Origin of the sequence: Flavobacterium longum (assembly GCF_965137575.1) — a bacterium.
GTDB lineage: Bacteria > Bacteroidota > Bacteroidia > Flavobacteriales > Flavobacteriaceae > Flavobacterium > Flavobacterium longum.
In genome coordinates, this window is the sequence record NZ_CBCRZJ010000005.1 from 56,049 (window position 1) to 73,179 (window position 17,131).

Sequence of the window (17,131 nt, forward strand, 5' to 3'; positions counted from 1 at the left end):
GCAAGGCTATAGTGGCGGAAAATCCGTATCTATGCGTTTCCTGCTAACTGAAAAAGAATTGAAGCCCTGCCTGACATTCCTGCTTTCCTGTATTTGTTTGACGCTTTCGGCGCAACACCGCACGGCCATCACGGCAGTACTGGACGGAAAGACGTTGCATGTACGGCAACAACTCGTTTTCCGGAACGATTCCAATGATACGTTGCGGTCTATCGTACTAAACGATTGGAACAACGCCTATTCCGGCAAAGATACGCCGCTTTCCAAGCGATTTTCGGACGAATTCTCCCGAAGTTTCTACCGCGCCAATGCAGACCAGCGCGGCGACACGGCGTTGCATTCCGTAATCGACGGCAATGGCCAGATCGTGGCTTGGTTGCGAACGCCCGATCATCCTGATTTGGTGGAAATCGCTACCGGAAAAATCTTGCCCGGTCAGGAAATTTCCCTTTCGCTCGTGTATGAACTCAAGCTTCCCGACAGCCGGTTTACCGGTTATGGTTACGACGGCAAGGGAAACATCAGGTTGCGCGACTGTTTCCTGATTCCGGCGCGGTATGACGACCATCGGTTTGCCAGATACAGCAACGAAAACCTCGACGATTGCGCCAATGGCACGACCGATTTCGAAGTGACGCTCGCCGTTTCCCCGACGGTGCGTGTCGTTTCCGACTTGGATGTCATCCCTGCCGAGGAATCCGACGGGTTGAAAAGTTACCGTTTGTCTGGGGAAAATCGCGTGAAATACGACATTTTTATTGAGACGGAATCCAATTTCTCCAGTTTCAAGAACGATTTGGTGGAAGTACAAAACAGCATCGAGAGCAAGAAAATCGATGACATCCAGAAAGCGATTGTCGTAGATAATGTGGTGCGCTTTGTATCGGCAAATCTCGGGAAACCGGAGTTTGGGAAAGTCATCGTATCGCAAGCCGATTATGCCCAGAACCCGTTTTACGGGCTCAACCAGTTGCCGTCGTTCATCAATGTGTTCACCAACGAATTCATCTACGAGCTTAAATTCCTGAAAACCTATACCGACAAATACCTAAAGCAGCAATTAAGGCTTGATCCGCGCGCCGACAACTGGATTTTCGACGGCATCCAGATGTTCCTGATGATGCGTTACATCGACACGTATTATCCGCACGTGAAAATGACCGGCGGCTTGTCTTCCCTGAAATTGCTCAAAGGCTATGCGCTGATGAAAGAACCGTTCAACGGGCAATACAACTATTTCTACATGTTGATGGCGCGAAAGAATCTGGACCAACCCATCGGGATGGCAAAGGATTCCCTGATCCGGTTCAATGCGCAGATCGCCGGAAAATACCGCGCCGGGCTTAGCTTTAAATACTTGGACGCCTATCTCGGCGGCGATGCGTTATCGAAAAGCCTGCAGGAATTCCTCGCGCTGAACAAAACCCGCCAAACCAATCGCGCCGACTTCGAGAACATTTTGCGGAAAAACGCGCCGAAAAATATCGACTGGTTCTTCAAGACGGTTGTGGACACGCGAGACATCATCGACTACAAATTCGACGACGTCACGAAAACGCAGGATTCGATCCGTTTCACCTTGAAAAACCGCACGGGCGTTTCTGTCCCGATGCCTGTTTATGGCGTAAAAAAAGGAAAGGTCGTGTTCAAGCATTGGCTGGACGACGCCAAACCCGATAGTGTGTACACCTTTGCGCGCAACGGCGCCGACAAACTCGTGTTGAATTATGACAACGAAGTCCCGGAATTCAACCTGCGCAACAACTGGCGCAACCTCGAAGGCTTCAAACTCAACCGTCCGATAAAATTTACGTTCTTCAAGGATTTGGAAGATCCGGCCTACAATCAGATCTTGTTTGTCCCGACGCTGACATACAATTTATACGACGGCCTGACACCCGGCATCCGGTTCTACAACAAAACCATCCTGGACAAGGTTTTCGCCTACGACATCAACCCGATGTATTCCAGCAAAACCCAATCGCTTTCGGGTGCAACGGCACTGGTTTTCAACCAATACATCCGCGACAGCCGTTTGTATCATGTGAAATACTACCTGACCGGTTCGTATTTCCATTATGCGCCGGATGCGACATACCTGAAAGTCACGCCGTCTGTACAATTCCGGATCCGGGAAAACGATTTCCGCGACAACCGCAAGCAATTCGTGACCTTGCGCGAAGTCATCGTAGACCGGCAACCGACCGATTACATCATTACCGGTGATACCGAGAACTATGCGGTGTTCAACGCCCGATATTCCAATTCCAAGACCGAAATCGCGAGCCATTTCAATTTCACGACTGATTTTCAGGCGGCTTCGGACTTTGGAAAAACGTCCGTCGAAATGGGCTACCGCAAACTCTTCCGCAACAACCGGCAACTCGATCTGCGACTGTACGCCGGGACGTTCCTCTACAACAAAACTTCCGGCGACTATTTCAGTTTCGCGCTCGACCGCCCGACAGATTACCTCTTCGACAACAACTATTACGGACGTTCAGAAAGTTCCGGTTTGTTCAGCCAGCAATTGATCCTGACTGAAGGCGGATTCAAATCCAAACTCGAAGTCCCGTTCGCCAACCAATGGATCACGACATTGAACGCAGGCATCAACGTCTGGAATTGGGTGGAAGTGTATGCCGATGCAGGCTTCGTAAAAAACCATAATGCGGAAGCAAAATTCCTCTACGACAGCGGAGTGCGCCTGAATTTGGTGACCGATTATTTCGAATTGTATTTCCCGGTTTATTCCAGCAACGGCTGGGAATTGCAGGACAATTACGGCGAGCGCATCCGGTTTATCGTCACGCTCGACCCGAAAATCCTGGTGAACCTTTTCACGCGCAAGTGGTTTTGAGACATTTCCGTTAGCCGACAATCCGGCGGCTTTCATCGGTTTTACAACGATGTAGTTTGCACACGCACCGATTTTGGTTAAATTTGTGGCACCCGAACCAAAACGTTTGGAGAATCGACCCTAAAAAATCCGCGTATGACAGCCGCCACAACCGCAGCCCTTACTTTTGAAGATTTCAAGACCGAAGTATTAAAGGATTACCAGATTGCCATGACCAGCCGCGAATGCAGCCTGCTCGGACGCCGCGAAGTGCTCACGGGGAAAGCAAAGTTCGGGATTTTCGGCGATGGCAAGGAAGTGCCGCAACTGGCCATGGCCAAAGCCTTCCGCAACGGCGATTTCCGTTCGGGTTATTACCGCGACCAGACCTTTATGATGGCCATTGGGCATCTGACGATCCAACAATTCTTCGCGGGGTTGTACGGCCACACCGATCTGGCGCATGACCCAATGTCTGCCGGACGCCAGATGGGCGGGCATTTTGCCACGCACAGCCTCAACGAAGACGGTTCGTGGAAAAACCTCACACTACAGAAAAATTCCAGCGCCGACATCTCGCCTACCGCAGGTCAAATGCCACGTCTGCTGGGATTGGCGCAGGCTTCCAAGATTTACCGGAAAGTTTCTGGCATCAACAACGCCACAAATTTCTCGCTTTTGGGGAACGAAGTCGCTTGGGGCACCATCGGGAATGCCAGTACTTCAGAAGGCTTGTTCTTTGAAACCATCAATGCGGCCGGCGTATTGCAAGTGCCGATGGTGATGAGTGTCTGGGACGATGAATATGGCATTTCGGTGCACGCACGCCACCAGACCACGAAAGAAAACATCTCTGAAATCCTCAAGGGTTTCCAACGCGACGAACACGGCAACGGCTATGAAATCTTCCGTGTCAAAGGCTGGGATTACGCTGAATTGGTTTCTACATACGAAAAGGCCGGCCAGATCGCACGGGAACAACACGTGCCGGTTTTGATCCACGTCTATGAATTGACACAGCCGCAAGGCCACTCTACATCCGGTTCGCACGAACGTTACAAAGATGCAAAACGACTGGGTTGGGAAGCCGATTTCGATTGCATCAAGAAAATGCGCGAATGGATGATCGGGTTCAATTTGGCTACTGCGGAATCCTTGGACCAAATGGAAGCCGACATCAAGAAACAGGTGCTCGAAGGCAAGAAAGCCGCTTGGAATGCCTTTCTGGAAAGCATCAAAAACGAACAGGCTGAATTGGTTACCTTGTTGGAAAACATTGCCGAAGGCAGCGCCAATAAAGTATTCCTGAACAAGTTCGCAACGGATTTAAAAGACAGCAAAGAACCCATCCGCAAAGACATTTTGCAAACTGCCCGCAAGGCGCTGCGCATGGTCGTTGGCGAAAGCAGCCAGAAACAATTGGCCGACTGGATTACGGATTACACCGAAAGGACACAGCCACGTTTCAGTTCGCACCTGTTTTCGGAATCCGATAAAAACGTAGCATCCGTGAAGGAAGTTTTGCCGGTGTACGCCAGCGACGCCGAAGATGTGGACGGCCGATTGATCATCCGCGACAACTTCGATGCAATATTTTCAAAACGTCCTGAAGTGTTGATTTTCGGGGAAGATTCGGGCAACATCGGCGATGTGAACCAAGGCTTGGAAGGCATGCAGGAAAAATACGGCGAACTCCGCGTGGCCGACGCCGGCATCCGCGAAGCGACCATTCTGGGGCAAGGCATCGGCATGGCCATGCGCGGTTTACGTCCGATTGCGGAAATCCAATATTTAGACTACCTGTTGTACGCCATCCAGATCATGAGCGACGATTTGGCGACCTTGCAATACCGGACACGCGGCCGCCAGAAAGCACCGCTGATTATCCGTACCCGCGGCCATAGGCTCGAAGGCATCTGGCATTCCGGCTCGCCGATGGGCATGATTATCAATGCCATCCGCGGCATTCATGTATTGGTACCGCGCAACATGACCAAAGCCGCCGGGTTTTACAACGCGCTCTTGGACACGGACGAACCCGCGCTCATCGTAGAATGTTTGAATGGCTACCGTTTGAAGGAAAAAATGCCGTCGAACATGGGTGAGTTCAAGACGCCGATCGGTGTGGTGGACACCATCCGCGAAGGCAACGACATCACTTTGGTGTCGTACGGCTCGACGCTCCGATTGGTGGAACAAGCCGCGAATGAACTGCAACAAGTGGGCATCGACTGTGAAATCATCGACATCCAATCTTTGCTGCCGTTCGATACGGCGCACGATATCGCGAAAAGTATCGCCAAAACAAATCGTTTGCTCGTCATCGACGAAGACGTTCCGGGCGGCGCATCGGCTTTCATCCTGCAACAGATCATCGACGAACAAAACGCCTATGGTTTCCTGGACAGCAAACCGCAGACCTTGGCGGCAAAAGCGCACCGTCCGGCCTATGGCACAGACGGCGATTATTTCTCGAAACCTTCGGCCGAAGACATTTACGAGAAGGTCTACGCCATGATGCACGAAGCCAATCCGGGGAAATATCCGGCGCTTTACTAAAATTTCAATCCCGTGACCCGCGGGATATTTTTATGGCACGCGCTTTGGTAGCGGCGCGGCAACTTAAAACAATTTATCATGAAAAAAGTTCTCTTGGGTGCAGCCATCATCGCGGCACTCGCGTCTTGCGACAAGAAAGACAAACCGGCTGAAGACGGCGCTACGGCGAAAGACACGTTAACCACTGAAATGCCGGCTCCGGAAGCAGCCCCTGCCGCTCCGGCAGACACGACAGCCAAAGCAGAAGCCGACGGCACTTCGGTAAGTGTATCTAAAGACGGTGTCAACGTCACCACGACAGACGCAGACAAGAAAACAGAAGTGAAGGTCGACGCGAAGAAATAAGCGTTAAATTCTCTTTAAAGTAAAGGAACCAGCACCAAAAGTGTTGGTTTTTTTATTTATATTGGATAGTCAAAACGCAAAAAAATGCTCGCAGAACTATTGCAAACATGGCCTTCCGCATTCGTAATCAAGGCTGACGGAAAATACATCCCGGTGGATTTGTCCGTGAACAACCCAGACGTGCCTGTTGGCGCCACAGCCGATGCTTTCGAGGATTTCCTCGACGATTTCGTGAAAAAGAATACAGCATCGGTGGCCTACGGCGGCTATCTGGAACACCGGAACCTGTACCGCCGAAGCGGCATTTTCAACGATGAAGAATCTGCGCCGCGCGACATCCATATCGGGCTTGATTTGTGGGCGAAGGCGGGAACCGAAATCCATGCGGCGCTGGATGGCAAAGTCCACAGTTTCGCGTACAACGTCGGTCTTGGGAATTACGGCCCGACCATCATTTTGGAACACGACATCAACGGTATTCGGTTCTATACCTTGTACGGGCATTTGTCCGTGAAAAGCATCGAAGAATTGGAGATTGGCGACACCTACAAAGCCGGACAAGTATTGGCCTCCTTGGGCGATGCTTCCGTAAACGGCGATTACGCGCCGCACCTGCATTTCCAGATCATTAAGGACATCGAAGGCAATTTTGGCGACTATCCGGGCGTTTGTAGTGCAACCGATCTGGATTTTTACCGGTCGAATTGCCCCGACCCTAACCTATTGCTGAAACTTAACTTAATGGAATCGTTATGAAGAAATACGTCATATTGGTGCTGGTTTGCCTTTTGGCGCTTGGCGGCTGTAAATCCAAGAAAAATGCAACGGCGAGTACGGCCAAACCCAAAGAACCGAAAGTGGCGAAAGTGGCGCCCGAAAAAATCAATCTCGTCCAGAAAGACAAAGCTTACGAACTCGGCCGGCGCGTGTTGATGGCCTGCAATACATCGCGATTCAAGCCTTTTACGACCGAAGAAGCCACCGATAAAGTCATTGCGAAGGCTACGCCCGAAAGGCTGACCAAAACCTGCCACAACTTCCAGTTGAAATACGGCGATTTCAAAGGCGTGACGTTCATTGAAGTCGTGCACGACAAAAAGAACAAGGCCAACATTTACCGTTTCAAGGCGAATTATGAAAAGAAAATCGCCAACAAGGAATTGCGCGTGACCATGAACGAAAACAACCAGATGTCTGAGTTAAAATCACTAGATTGGCTGGATGAATACACCACAGATGGGAAACCAAAATCAAACGTTATTAAATAACTTCTATACCGCGTTCGCAGCGCATAACGGTACGGCCATGGCGGCATGTTATCATCCGGAAGCCGTATTTTCGGACCCGGCATTCGGAACATTGAACGCAAAAGAAGTGTGTGCGATGTGGCAAATGCTGCTCGAGCGAAGCGGCGGAAATCTCGATGTTTCCTTTGGTGATGTGCATGCCGATGCGCTAACCGGATCGGCCCGATGGACGGCAAAATACCTGTTCAGTAAGACCGGGCTTACGGTTACCAACAAGATTTCCTCGAATTTCGAATTCCGCGACGGGTTGATTTACCGGCAACACGACGACTTTGACTTTTACAAATGGGCGCGACAAGCCTTGGGCTGGAAAGGCGCATTACTCGGCTGGAGCGACTTTCTTCAGGACAAAGTACGCCAGCAGGCGCGCGCTTCACTGAATGCCTACATGGCCCGGCCTAAAAGTTAAATCCCCACGACAAGCTTTTGTCGTAGCGGAGTTCACCGCCTGAAACCGTAAGCGGACTGTCAAAATTGTTGGTGTAAAGTGCGCCGGTGCCCAAACCTTGCGGCATCGGGTTTTGTTGTAGGAACGTCCATTGCGCGATGGCGTTCAGGCCAATGTTGCTCTCCAGCGCCGAGGTAATCCACCAACCGATTCCGTATTTTTTTGCCAACGAAATCCACTCGGCGCAACCTCGAAAACCGCCTACCAGACTGGGCTTTAAGATGATGTATTGCGGCTGTATCTTCTGGAGTAGTTTTTCTTTTCCGGACATGGCGAACATGCCGATAAGTTCTTCGTCGAGTGCGATCGGGATGGGCGTTTCTGTGCACAATTGCGCCATGGCTTCGATTTGATTCGGCTTTATCGGCTGTTCGATGCTGTGGATGCCGAACCGGGAAAGCCTATCGATTTTTTCTGACGCATCTGTTGCGGAAAATGCGCCATTGGCGTCCACGCGGATTTCTATGGTTTTGGTGTCGAACCTGTCGCGGATGGAACGCAGTAAATCGAGCTCTGCTTCGAAATCAATTGCGCCTATCTTTAGTTTGACGCAACGGAAACCCTCGGCCAGCTTTTGCTCGATTTGTGTTCGCATGAAATTGGCATCGCCCATCCAGACCAAGCCGTTGATGGGAATGTGTTGCGTGCCATCTGTAAAAGCGGACGGAAAAGGCACGAACGGATTGGCGGCTTCCAAGGAGCGGAATGCGGTTTCAATCCCAAACTGGATCGATGGGAACGCCATCATCGCTTCCCACAACACAGCTTCGCCCAAATGGATGTTGCCGCAAACCCATTGCAGTTTCTCCTCGTAATCCGGACGGTCATCGATGCTCAGTCCGCGCAGCAGGCCGCACTCGCCAATGCCGCGTTTGCCGCCGGATTCCAAGATGAGGAAATAGGTTTCTTTCTCGGTCATCACGCCGCGCGACGTGCCCGAAGGACGCTTGAACTGAAGGATGTATTTTTTATACGTTGCTTTCACGGGAAAACGGTAGCCCTAGCCCGGATGGAAACGGCATCCTTTTGCATAGCGGAGCGGCGCAAAAGATACAGTGGACAGCCGGATCAGCTCCTGAAAAATTACAAATCGATGGATTGGCCGATGTCGAGCAGCATTAAATCCTTGCCTTTGTCGTAGAATTTCCGGATGGCGTCTGCCTTGTCAATGACGATGTAGCCGAACGTGTCGTAGTGGTAGCCCATTACTTTGTCACATTGCACGAAATCCGATGCGGTAATGGCATCGTCGATGTCCATCGTGAAATTGTCTCCGATCGGTAAAATGGCCAGATCGAGCTTCGTGCGCATCGGGATGAGTTTCATGTCCATGGTCAAGGCCGTATCACCGGCGATGTAAATGTTCTTGTGTTCGCCTTCGATGACAAAACCGCCCGGATTGCCGGCATACGTGCCGTCGGGCAGGCAGCTGGAATGGATCGCCGCCACGTATTTCACCTTGCCGAAATCAAAGACTTTGCTGCCGCCGTGGTTCATCGGGTGTGTCGTGAAACCTTTGGCCGCGTAGTAGTCTGAAATTTCAGCGTTGGAAACGATGGTGGCGCCGGTGCGTCTGGCGATGGCTTCCACATCGAGCACGTGGTCGCCGTGGCCGTGCGTGACCAGAATGTAATCGGCTTGGAGCGTGTTGATGTCTATGTGCGCGGCTTTCGGGTTCGCGGAAATGTACGGATCGACAATCAGGTGTTTGCCGCCGACTTCAATCCCGAGCGATGCGTGGCCGTAATAAGTAATTTTCATGGCTATTGGTTGATTTGATTGGACGTTGCGTTGACGATCTGGACGATGATGTCTGAAAAGAAATAAATGAGCGACAAGGCCAGAATCGTGGAAATCAGGAATGTGCTGATGGCGAGTTTCTTCAGTTCAGGATCGAGCATACGCGGTTCGGTTGCCTTTCTGACCCGACCCAAATGTTTGAGGAGCGGAATGTAAATCAGCAGGAAAAAATACAGGTCAAAGTTGAAATGTTCCGGATCGTTGTCTTTCGAAAAATCGAAGATGATCGTAAAGACGACGAACAACACCATCGCGGAAACCACTAGGAAATAATGATAAATCTTGGCTTTTTCGCCACCGATCTTGACGACGAGCGTGTTCTTTCCGGCCTTTCGGTCTGAGACTTCGTCGCGCATGTTGTTGAGATTCAGCACGCCGACACTCAAAAAGCCGATGGCCGTTGCAGGTAAAACCAGCAGCGGATCGATTTCCTTCAAAATCATGAAACTCACGCCCAGTGTAGAAACCAGCCCAAAAAACACGAACACGAACACATCGCCGTAGCCGCGGTACCCGTAAGCCGTATTGCCCACGGTGTAACGGATGGCCGATGCAATGGCGAGTGCGCCGAGTGTCAAAAAGACCAACGTATATATCAGGTTGCTGTCTTTAAAGGAGAAATAGATCAAGGTCACGGCCGCGAACATGGTCAAAACCGACGTCAAATAAAGCGCGCGTTTCATGGCTTGAGGTGAAATCGTACCGCTTTGGATGGCGCGTTTCGGTCCGATGCGCTCGTTGTTGTCGGTGCCTTTTATGCCGTCGCCGTAATCATTGGCGAAATTCGAAAGGATTTGTAACAGCAAGGTCGTCGCCAAGGCCGACAACACGATCTTCCAGTTGAAAATCGATTCAGACATCGCGTAAAAACTCCCGAGGATAATCCCGGAAACCGATAACGGCAAGGTGCGCAGGCGCGCGGCTTCGATCCAGTGCTTCATTTTAATTGACAATTGATAATTGATAATTGACAATTAGGCCGACTATCAAATAATTATTGTTTCTTGTTTTATCCATGTTCTCAAAATTGTCAATTGTACATTGTCAATTTTCAATTGATTACATCCAATTCACATCGCTCGATTCCATTTCATAAAGCCACATGTTCACGTGCTGCTTGATGACGGTGAAATTGCCGAGCGCAAACGAAATGTTGCCGCCGGCAGTGTGCAAGGTCAGGTAACCGATGTCGATGCCTTTGTGCCAGAACAATTGTGAGGTCGTAATGGCCTGTATCTTGGCGGGTTCCACGATTTCATGGCTGATGTCCCAAGCGCCGCTTTGCTTGATGATGAACCGCTCCCCGATAAACAACCGGTAGTTCCTGAAGCCGAAAAACAGTACCAGGAAAATCGGTGCGGCGTAAATCCCGGCCAGAAACGCAAATTGTTGCACCATTGGCACCTTGGCGGCCACGATGAAAAATGCAGTTAAAGGTAATACAATGGCAAGGAAAATTGAAAACACCAGTTTACGCCAGTTCGGACGCAGCATCAGTCCTTTTTCGGGCACGACGCCGTACAGCAGCTTGAGCAGGCCGTCGCGCTCGGCTTCGTTACAGCCGGGAATGTCGATGTGCTGGCTTTTGTGTTCCTCCTGCCCGCTCGTGGCCTGCCGGATCTGTATGCCGAGCACATTGAGTTTCTTCTGGAAGTAATTTCTCGTGATGGTCACCAGTTGGACTTTCTCGGGTTTGATGATCGTATTGCGGGTGTTGATCAATCCGAAAGACAACATCAAGGAACCGCGCTGGCGCGAAATCCGGTATCCGAAATACTTCACGACCGTGCGCACCAAGTTGATGAGCAAAATGAGCACGACGAAAAACAGGAACAACATCGCGATGGTATTGGTTGCCAACTGCCTGCCGACGTATTGGTCAAACTTGTCCGGGTCGAGCACTTCGTCGTCAAAGAAATGGCGCAGGTTGTCGTACAAAGTCACGATGAACACAAAAATCAGCCAGAAGGTCTTCATGTAGTTGGACGTCACGCCTACTTTAATCAGGCTGAGCAGCCCAATGGAAACAAAAGGCTTCTCCTCGACAGATTCGGGTGTGACGTCGGCGCTTGGCGAAACCACTTGACGCTTTTCATTGTCGAGCAATTCCGACTTGAGTGCCAAGGCCAGCGGATGCGTCACGGCTTTAATCTTGGCTTCCTCGGTCTGGCTGCCGGCCGTATCGATTTCGAGCCCGTGGACGCCAATGATGCGTTGGATGAGCGACTGCGTGATGTTGACCTGTTGGATTTTGTCAAGCGCGATGACCGTGCGCGATTTGTTGAACACGCCTTCGGAAATGACGAATTCTTCGTTCGCGTCGTCCAGGTAAAACGTGAAGTTGCGCCAACGCAGGAAAGCGCCGATGCAAATGGTGATGAACAGCGCTGCCGCGATTCCAGCAACGACAAGCCCGTTCATGGCGTTGGGTTTTAAGAGATAGATGACGAAAAATGGACCGAGGCCGCGCACGAAATGCCTTGCCGTATCGGCAAACATCACAATCACGCCAATGGGCGATTGCCGTTGCGGCTGTCGGAAATCGGGCGTCATCAGAGTTGCTTTTGGATTTTGCCCATCAGGAGTTGCTTGATGTCTTCGGCGTGCGCTTTGGCAATGCCGGGAATCTCGATATCGCTTTCCTTGCCGCCTGCGGTAAAGATTTCCACCTTGGCCAGCCCGAACATACGTGAAATCATACCTTCGTGCAACGCCACGTGCTGGATGCGGTTGTACGGAATAACGATGGTTGAGGTGGCGATGATGCCGCTGCGGAACAACACATCATGCGTCCTGAATGCGAATCCTTTCTTCTTGAACCCGATACGCATCAGCAGCAAATTGAGTTGCAACAAAACGACGTAACCCAGCACCGGCCATAGGGCATGCGCTGCCACTTCATCGACGAAATAAATCATCGCACCCAAACCCAATCCTAAAATCAAGTAGAAAATACCATAGCTAACGAGCAGCACCGTCCAGTATTTCGGGTGCAGCGGTTCAAAAGGCACCGCCTCAAACCGTGGCAAATTTCTGGTGTCAATTGGTTCATTCGTGAATTCTTGCATTCGCCCGCCGTTATCCATTATTAATTATTAATTATTCATTATTCATTGCCTACGGAATCCACTTCTTCTCAAAATTCGGTTTCCGTTTCTCCAAAAACGCGTTTCGACCTTCCACGGCTTCATCGGTCATATACGCCAAACGCGTGGCCTCGCCGGCAAACACCTGTTGCCCAACCATACCGTCGTCGGTCAGATTCATGGCAAACTTGAGCATCTTGATTGAGGTTGGCGATTTGGCTAGGATTTCCTGCGCCCATTCGTACGCCGTGGCTTCGAGTTCGTCATGCGGAATCACGGCGTTGACCATACCCATTTCGAATGCTTCCTGCGCCGAATAATTCCTGCCGAGGAAAAAGATTTCGCGGGCTTTCTTCTGCCCGACCATTTTCGCGAGATAGGCCGATCCGTAACCGCCGTCGAAACTCGTCACATCGGCATCGGTTTGTTTGAAGATCGCGTGTTCTTTGCTGGCCAGCGTGAGGTCGCACACCACATGAAGGCTGTGTCCGCCACCGACCGCCCAGCCCGGAACGACCGCAATCACGGCTTTCGGCATGAATCTAATCAGTCTCTGGACTTCCAGAATATTCAAACGGTGCATGCCGTCGTCGCCCACATAACCCTGGTGGCCACGGGCTTTCTGGTCTCCGCCGCTGCAGAACGAATACACGCCATCCTTAGGCGACGGGCCTTCCGCAGACAGCAAAACAACGCCGATAGACGTGTCTTCCTGTGCGTCGTAAAATGCCTGGTACAATTCGCTGGTGGTTTTCGGGCGGAATGCATTCCGGACTTCCGGACGGTTGAAGGCAATACGCGCCACACCGTTGCATTTCTTGTAGGTGATGTCTTGGAATTCCTTCGCGGTTTTCCAGTTAATTTCGGCCATGCGGTCTTGATTTTACCGTAAAAATAATACATTTACGTTTCTATTCTAAACAAAAAAACATGAAAAGGATTTTGCTGTCCGGCGCCATGATTTTGGCCGCGATATCGGGCAATGCCCAAAAGTATGAATTCCAAACCGTTACCGATATTTCCTGCACACCGGTAGTTTCGCAAGGCCAGACCGGCACGTGCTGGAGCTTTTCCTCGACGTCTTTCCTGGAAGCCGAAATCATCCGTACGAGCGGAAAGAAAATAGACTTGTCTGAAATGTATAATGTGCGCCACACCTATCCGAAAAAAGCCTGGAATTACATCATGCGACAAGGAAACGCGCAGTTTGGCGAAGGCGGGCTCAACCACGACGTCATCAACAGCGCCTTGGATTTCGGCATTGTCCCGCAATCTGCGTATTCAGGTTTGAGCAACGGGCAAACAAGTTATAACCACAGTAAGATGGTGCAGGAACTCGAAACGTTGGTCAAGGCCAACGCCAAGAAACCAGAGGCCGATTGGCAACAAAAAGTCGCGGCGATACTGGACGCGAATATGGGCAAAGACGTCACCGAATTTGTCTACGAAGGCAAGACTTATACACCGAAATCATTTCTTGCGATGACCGGGCTCAAACTAAATGATTATGTGACGGTTACTTCTTTTACACACCGGCCATTCTACAGCACGTTCATCCTGGACATTCCGGATAATTTCGCCTACGGAAGTTTCTACAACATCCCACTCGATGAATTCGTGAAAGTGGTGGACGATGCGCTCGCCAAAGGCTACACCGTTGCGCTCGATGCGGATGTGAGCGAAAAGACGTTTTCCGGCCAAACCGGTGTTGCGGTCATACCGGAAAACGACGCCGATGCGAAAGCCATCCTGACCGAAATCAAGCCGGAGAAAAACGTGACACAGGAATTCCGCCAGCGTGAGTTCGAGAATTTCAATACCACCGATGACCATTTGATGCACATCGTCGGCAAATTGAAAGACCAAAAAGGCAACATTTATTACAAAGTGAAGAATTCCTGGGGCAGCAACACCGCAAATGGCGGATTCATCTACATGAGCCTTCCGTACTTGAAACTGAAGGCGATTTCAGTGATGGTGAACAAAGACGCGATTGATGGCGCGTTGCGGAAAAAACTGGAAATTAATTGACAATTAATGATCGATAAAAAAAAGGTTCAGCAAGCTGAACCTTTTTTTTTGGACAATATGGACGTTTCCGTTGTCAAATATCCCTTAATCTATTAAATAAATCCCATCTGGCTTAATCTCAATCTTCTTTTCCTTATACAAAAACCCGATGGCTTTCTTGAAGGTTTTCTTACTCATCTTGAGTACACTTTTGATGTCTTCGGGGTGTGAATCGTCATTCAGGCGCAGGAAACCTCGGTTGGCGCGGAGTTCTTCGAGGACTTTCTCAGAGCTTGGTGCCACACCTTCGTAACCCGGTTGTTGCAGGGAAATGTCGAGTTTGTTATCTGGCCGGATGTTCTTGACGTAGCCGATCATGCGGTCGCCGGGTTTGATGCCGTCGTCATAAATTTCGTTCTTGTAGAGCAATCCTTTGTAACGCTCGTTGACAATGACGTTTACGCCGGCTTCGGTGATGTGGGAAATGATCAAATCAACCTCATCGCCCAATTGTATTTTCAGGTTGTCGTTGCTCAGGAACTGATTGGTCTTGCTCGAGGCGACAAGCCTTCCGGTTTTTTCGTCGAGATACAGATATACCAGATAGCGCTTGCCTTTCTCCATTTTGCGCGCCTGCTCCCGGAACGGCACGAACAAGTCTTTTTCCAAACCCCAACCCAGGAATGCGCCGAGTTCATTGGTGTGGTTTACGCGCAACAACGCAAACTCATTGATGTAGATGTGCGGCTCGAGTGTTGTGGCTACCGGGCGTTGCTCGTGATCGAGATAGACGAACACCGTCACTTCCTGCCCGATTTCAAATTGGTTCGGGACATATTTGTTGGGTAAAAGGACTTCGTTGCCGTCCCGGTCTTCGAGGTAAAGCCCGAACTGGGTCTGGCGTGCAATGGTAAGCGTATTGTCTGTTCCGATGTGAATCATGCCGCAAAGGTACGGTTAAAAAGGCCAATTTCCAGCAGGCGAAATCATTCGCGGTTAGGCCAAATGCTCGAAATACTTCTTCAGGATTTTGTCGTTTTCCTTTTCCGGGGTAAAAATTTCCAGAAGACAAGGCCTTTTGTTGGCCGCATAAAACGCCGGAAGGTTGCGCTCCAACGATGTAAAGTCGGTCGCCGAATAATAATCCAACCCAAACAAATCCGCCAGCGGTTTCGCGGTAAGGCCGTGCGACGTCTCGAAATAAGTATTGAACGTGGCGTTTTCCTGATGGCCCGGCAAAATCCTGAAAATCCCGCCGCCGCCGTTGTTCACAAGGATGATCTTGAAGTTATTCGGGATGTAATTGTTCCAAAGCGCATTGCTGTCGTAGAAAAACCCGATGTCGCCGGTGATGAGCACGGTTGGTTTCCCGCTCCCGATGGCCGCGCCAATAGCCGTAGACGTGCTGCCGTCTATCCCGCTGGTGCCGCGGTTACAGAACACTTGTATCGTGGGGTTAATCGGAAACAACTGCGCATAACGTATGGCCGCGCTGTTGGATATCTGGAGTTGGCTTTTTTCCGGCAACGTCGCGATTAAATGCCCGTACACAGAAAAATCCGAAAACGGCGCGGACTGTACAAACGCGTCGTGCCTGCGCTGTCTTTGGCCGACCACTTTCTCAAAATTCCCAGCGTACGCGCTCGCGACCTCTTTGGTGAACGGCAAAAGCAACTGGAAAAATTCGTTCGGTGTACATTCGAAATGCTTGCTGAGGCTGCCGTAGGTGTCATATGCCCGGAGCGGATCGACGTGCCAATGGTGTTCCGGCTTGTATTGGCGCAGGAACGATTTAATCCTCTTGGACACCACCATGCCTCCGAAGGTAATCAGGATTTCAGGTTGGAACATTAAAAAATCCTTGGCGGCAAAAGGCGTGATGATGCGGTCTATGTGCTGTACGAATGACGTTTGATGGAGGTTTGACGTACACTCTGTCATAACGACGACAGACGGATCGGCGGCGAGTTTGTCCAGGATTTCACGGTCGATTTCATCAGGTTCATTCACCCCGACGAGCACCAACTTGCGCGAGGCCGCATTCCAGATATTCGTGTGTACGATAAGTTCGTCCACGGGAATCGATTTCAGGACTTTTGCGATGGCCGAAATCGTGGCGTCCACAATGGGTTTGCGCGTGGTTTCGTAAAGCGGTTCCTCAAATGGCGCATTGATGTGCACCGGCCCTTTTTTGGTGAACGATTTATTGATGGCGTTGTTGATCTCGGCGTCGTTCTCCGCCGATGCCTCGGGCGTCAAGTTCGCGTTGTACAAAGAGTGGTTGGCGAGTGCATTCTCCTGACGGATGGTTTGCCCGTCGCCGATATCGATCATGTGCGGCGGACGGTCGGCGGAAATCACCACCAGCGGAATCTGGCTGTAGAACGCTTCTGCGAACGCGGGATAAAAATTGAGCAGCGCCGAACCCGAAGTGCAGATCACAATTGCCGGTTTCCCGGTTTGCTGCGCAATGCCCATCGCAAAAAAAGCAGCGCAACGTTCGTCGGGCACGCTGTAACACGTAAAGTGCGGATTGTTGGTGAAGCCAATCGTCAAGGGCGCATTCCGCGATCCGGGCGAAATCACGACATTGACAAGCCCTTTGGCCTGGCAAATCTGGATGATGCTTTGCGCCAAAGGTATTTTCGGGTAAATCATTCGTTTATTTTATGGGCCATGCGGCATAACAAATTTAACATTCAAAAGCGAATAAGCCGCACAAACAAGCAAACTTTTT

At 50.7% G+C, this 17,131-nt stretch carries 15 protein-coding genes; 7 read left to right on the top strand and 8 right to left on the bottom strand.

From position 1 onward, the window contains the following. Nucleotides 1-31 precede the first annotated feature (31 nt). The 6 genes from ACM9J1_RS09815 to ACM9J1_RS09840 all read left to right on the top strand — a co-directional run bounded on the left by ACM9J1_RS09815 (nt 32) and on the right by ACM9J1_RS09840 (nt 7,459). Nucleotides 32-2,860, top strand: coding sequence for a gluzincin family metallopeptidase (locus tag ACM9J1_RS09815; protein WP_415581862.1), 2,829 nt, complete (start codon nt 32-34; stop codon nt 2,858-2,860). 135 nt (nt 2,861-2,995) lie between these two features. Then, nucleotides 2,996-5,398, top strand: coding sequence for an alpha-ketoacid dehydrogenase subunit alpha/beta (locus ACM9J1_RS09820; protein ID WP_415581863.1), 2,403 nt, complete (start codon nt 2,996-2,998; stop codon nt 5,396-5,398). A gap of 78 nt (nt 5,399-5,476) precedes the next feature. Then, the gene (locus tag ACM9J1_RS09825; RefSeq protein ID WP_415581864.1) at nt 5,477-5,743 is read left to right on the top strand and encodes a hypothetical protein; all 267 of its coding nucleotides are present in this window, start codon (nt 5,477-5,479) and stop codon (nt 5,741-5,743) included. A gap of 84 nt (nt 5,744-5,827) precedes the next feature. Further along, nucleotides 5,828-6,499 (top strand): peptidoglycan DD-metalloendopeptidase family protein, encoded by a 672-nt coding sequence (locus ACM9J1_RS09830; protein WP_415581865.1) that lies wholly within the window; start codon nt 5,828-5,830, stop codon nt 6,497-6,499. Next, nucleotides 6,496-7,011 (top strand): hypothetical protein, encoded by a 516-nt coding sequence (locus tag ACM9J1_RS09835; protein ID WP_415581866.1) that lies wholly within the window; start codon nt 6,496-6,498, stop codon nt 7,009-7,011. Before ACM9J1_RS09830 ends, ACM9J1_RS09835 begins: the two co-directional genes overlap by 4 nt. Then, nucleotides 6,980-7,459 carry a nuclear transport factor 2 family protein gene (locus ACM9J1_RS09840; protein ID WP_415581867.1) on the top strand — a complete coding sequence of 160 codons (480 nt, stop codon included), beginning with the start codon at nt 6,980-6,982 and terminating at the stop codon, nt 7,457-7,459. Before ACM9J1_RS09835 ends, ACM9J1_RS09840 begins: the two co-directional genes overlap by 32 nt. Here ACM9J1_RS09840 and ACM9J1_RS09845 read toward each other — a convergent pair. The 6 genes from ACM9J1_RS09845 to ACM9J1_RS09870 form a co-directional block, all read right to left on the bottom strand. Continuing rightward, nucleotides 7,449-8,483 carry an o-succinylbenzoate synthase gene (locus ACM9J1_RS09845; RefSeq protein ID WP_415581868.1) on the bottom strand — a complete coding sequence of 345 codons (1,035 nt, stop codon included), beginning with the start codon at nt 8,481-8,483 and terminating at the stop codon, nt 7,449-7,451. The genes ACM9J1_RS09840 and ACM9J1_RS09845 overlap by 11 nt on opposite strands. Nucleotides 8,484-8,581: 98 nt before the next feature. Beyond that, on the bottom strand, nt 8,582-9,259 hold the full coding sequence (locus ACM9J1_RS09850; protein ID WP_415581869.1) for a metal-dependent hydrolase: 678 nt from the start codon (nt 9,257-9,259) through the stop codon (nt 8,582-8,584). 2 nt (nt 9,260-9,261) lie between these two features. Beyond that, the gene (menA, locus tag ACM9J1_RS09855) at nt 9,262-10,239 is read right to left on the bottom strand and encodes a 1,4-dihydroxy-2-naphthoate octaprenyltransferase (protein WP_415581870.1); all 978 of its coding nucleotides are present in this window, start codon (nt 10,237-10,239) and stop codon (nt 9,262-9,264) included. A 118-nt stretch (nt 10,240-10,357) separates the two neighbouring features. After that, a complete protein-coding gene (locus tag ACM9J1_RS09860) occupies nt 10,358-11,851 on the bottom strand; it encodes a PH domain-containing protein (protein ID WP_415581871.1) in 1,494 nt (497 codons plus the stop codon). Next, complete coding sequence (locus ACM9J1_RS09865; RefSeq protein WP_415581872.1) at nt 11,851-12,366, bottom strand: PH domain-containing protein; 516 nt, start codon at nt 12,364-12,366, stop codon at nt 11,851-11,853. The genes ACM9J1_RS09860 and ACM9J1_RS09865 overlap by 1 nt, the downstream gene beginning before the upstream one ends. Before the next feature lie 49 nt (nt 12,367-12,415). Continuing rightward, nucleotides 12,416-13,255 (bottom strand): 1,4-dihydroxy-2-naphthoyl-CoA synthase, encoded by an 840-nt coding sequence (locus ACM9J1_RS09870; protein ID WP_415581873.1) that lies wholly within the window; start codon nt 13,253-13,255, stop codon nt 12,416-12,418. A gap of 59 nt (nt 13,256-13,314) precedes the next feature. On the opposite strand from ACM9J1_RS09870, the gene ACM9J1_RS09875 reads away from it, so the two are divergent. Further along, a complete protein-coding gene (locus ACM9J1_RS09875) occupies nt 13,315-14,415 on the top strand; it encodes a C1 family peptidase (RefSeq protein ID WP_415581874.1) in 1,101 nt (366 codons plus the stop codon). A gap of 84 nt (nt 14,416-14,499) precedes the next feature. Here the strand turns inward: ACM9J1_RS09875 and ACM9J1_RS09880 are convergent, their stop codons facing one another. Then, a complete protein-coding gene (locus ACM9J1_RS09880; RefSeq protein WP_415581875.1) occupies nt 14,500-15,336 on the bottom strand; it encodes a CvfB family protein in 837 nt (278 codons plus the stop codon). Nucleotides 15,337-15,390: 54 nt separating this feature from the next. Then, complete coding sequence (gene menD, locus ACM9J1_RS09885) at nt 15,391-17,052, bottom strand: 2-succinyl-5-enolpyruvyl-6-hydroxy-3-cyclohexene-1-carboxylic-acid synthase (RefSeq protein ID WP_415581876.1); 1,662 nt, start codon at nt 17,050-17,052, stop codon at nt 15,391-15,393. Nucleotides 17,053-17,131 lie beyond the last annotated feature (79 nt).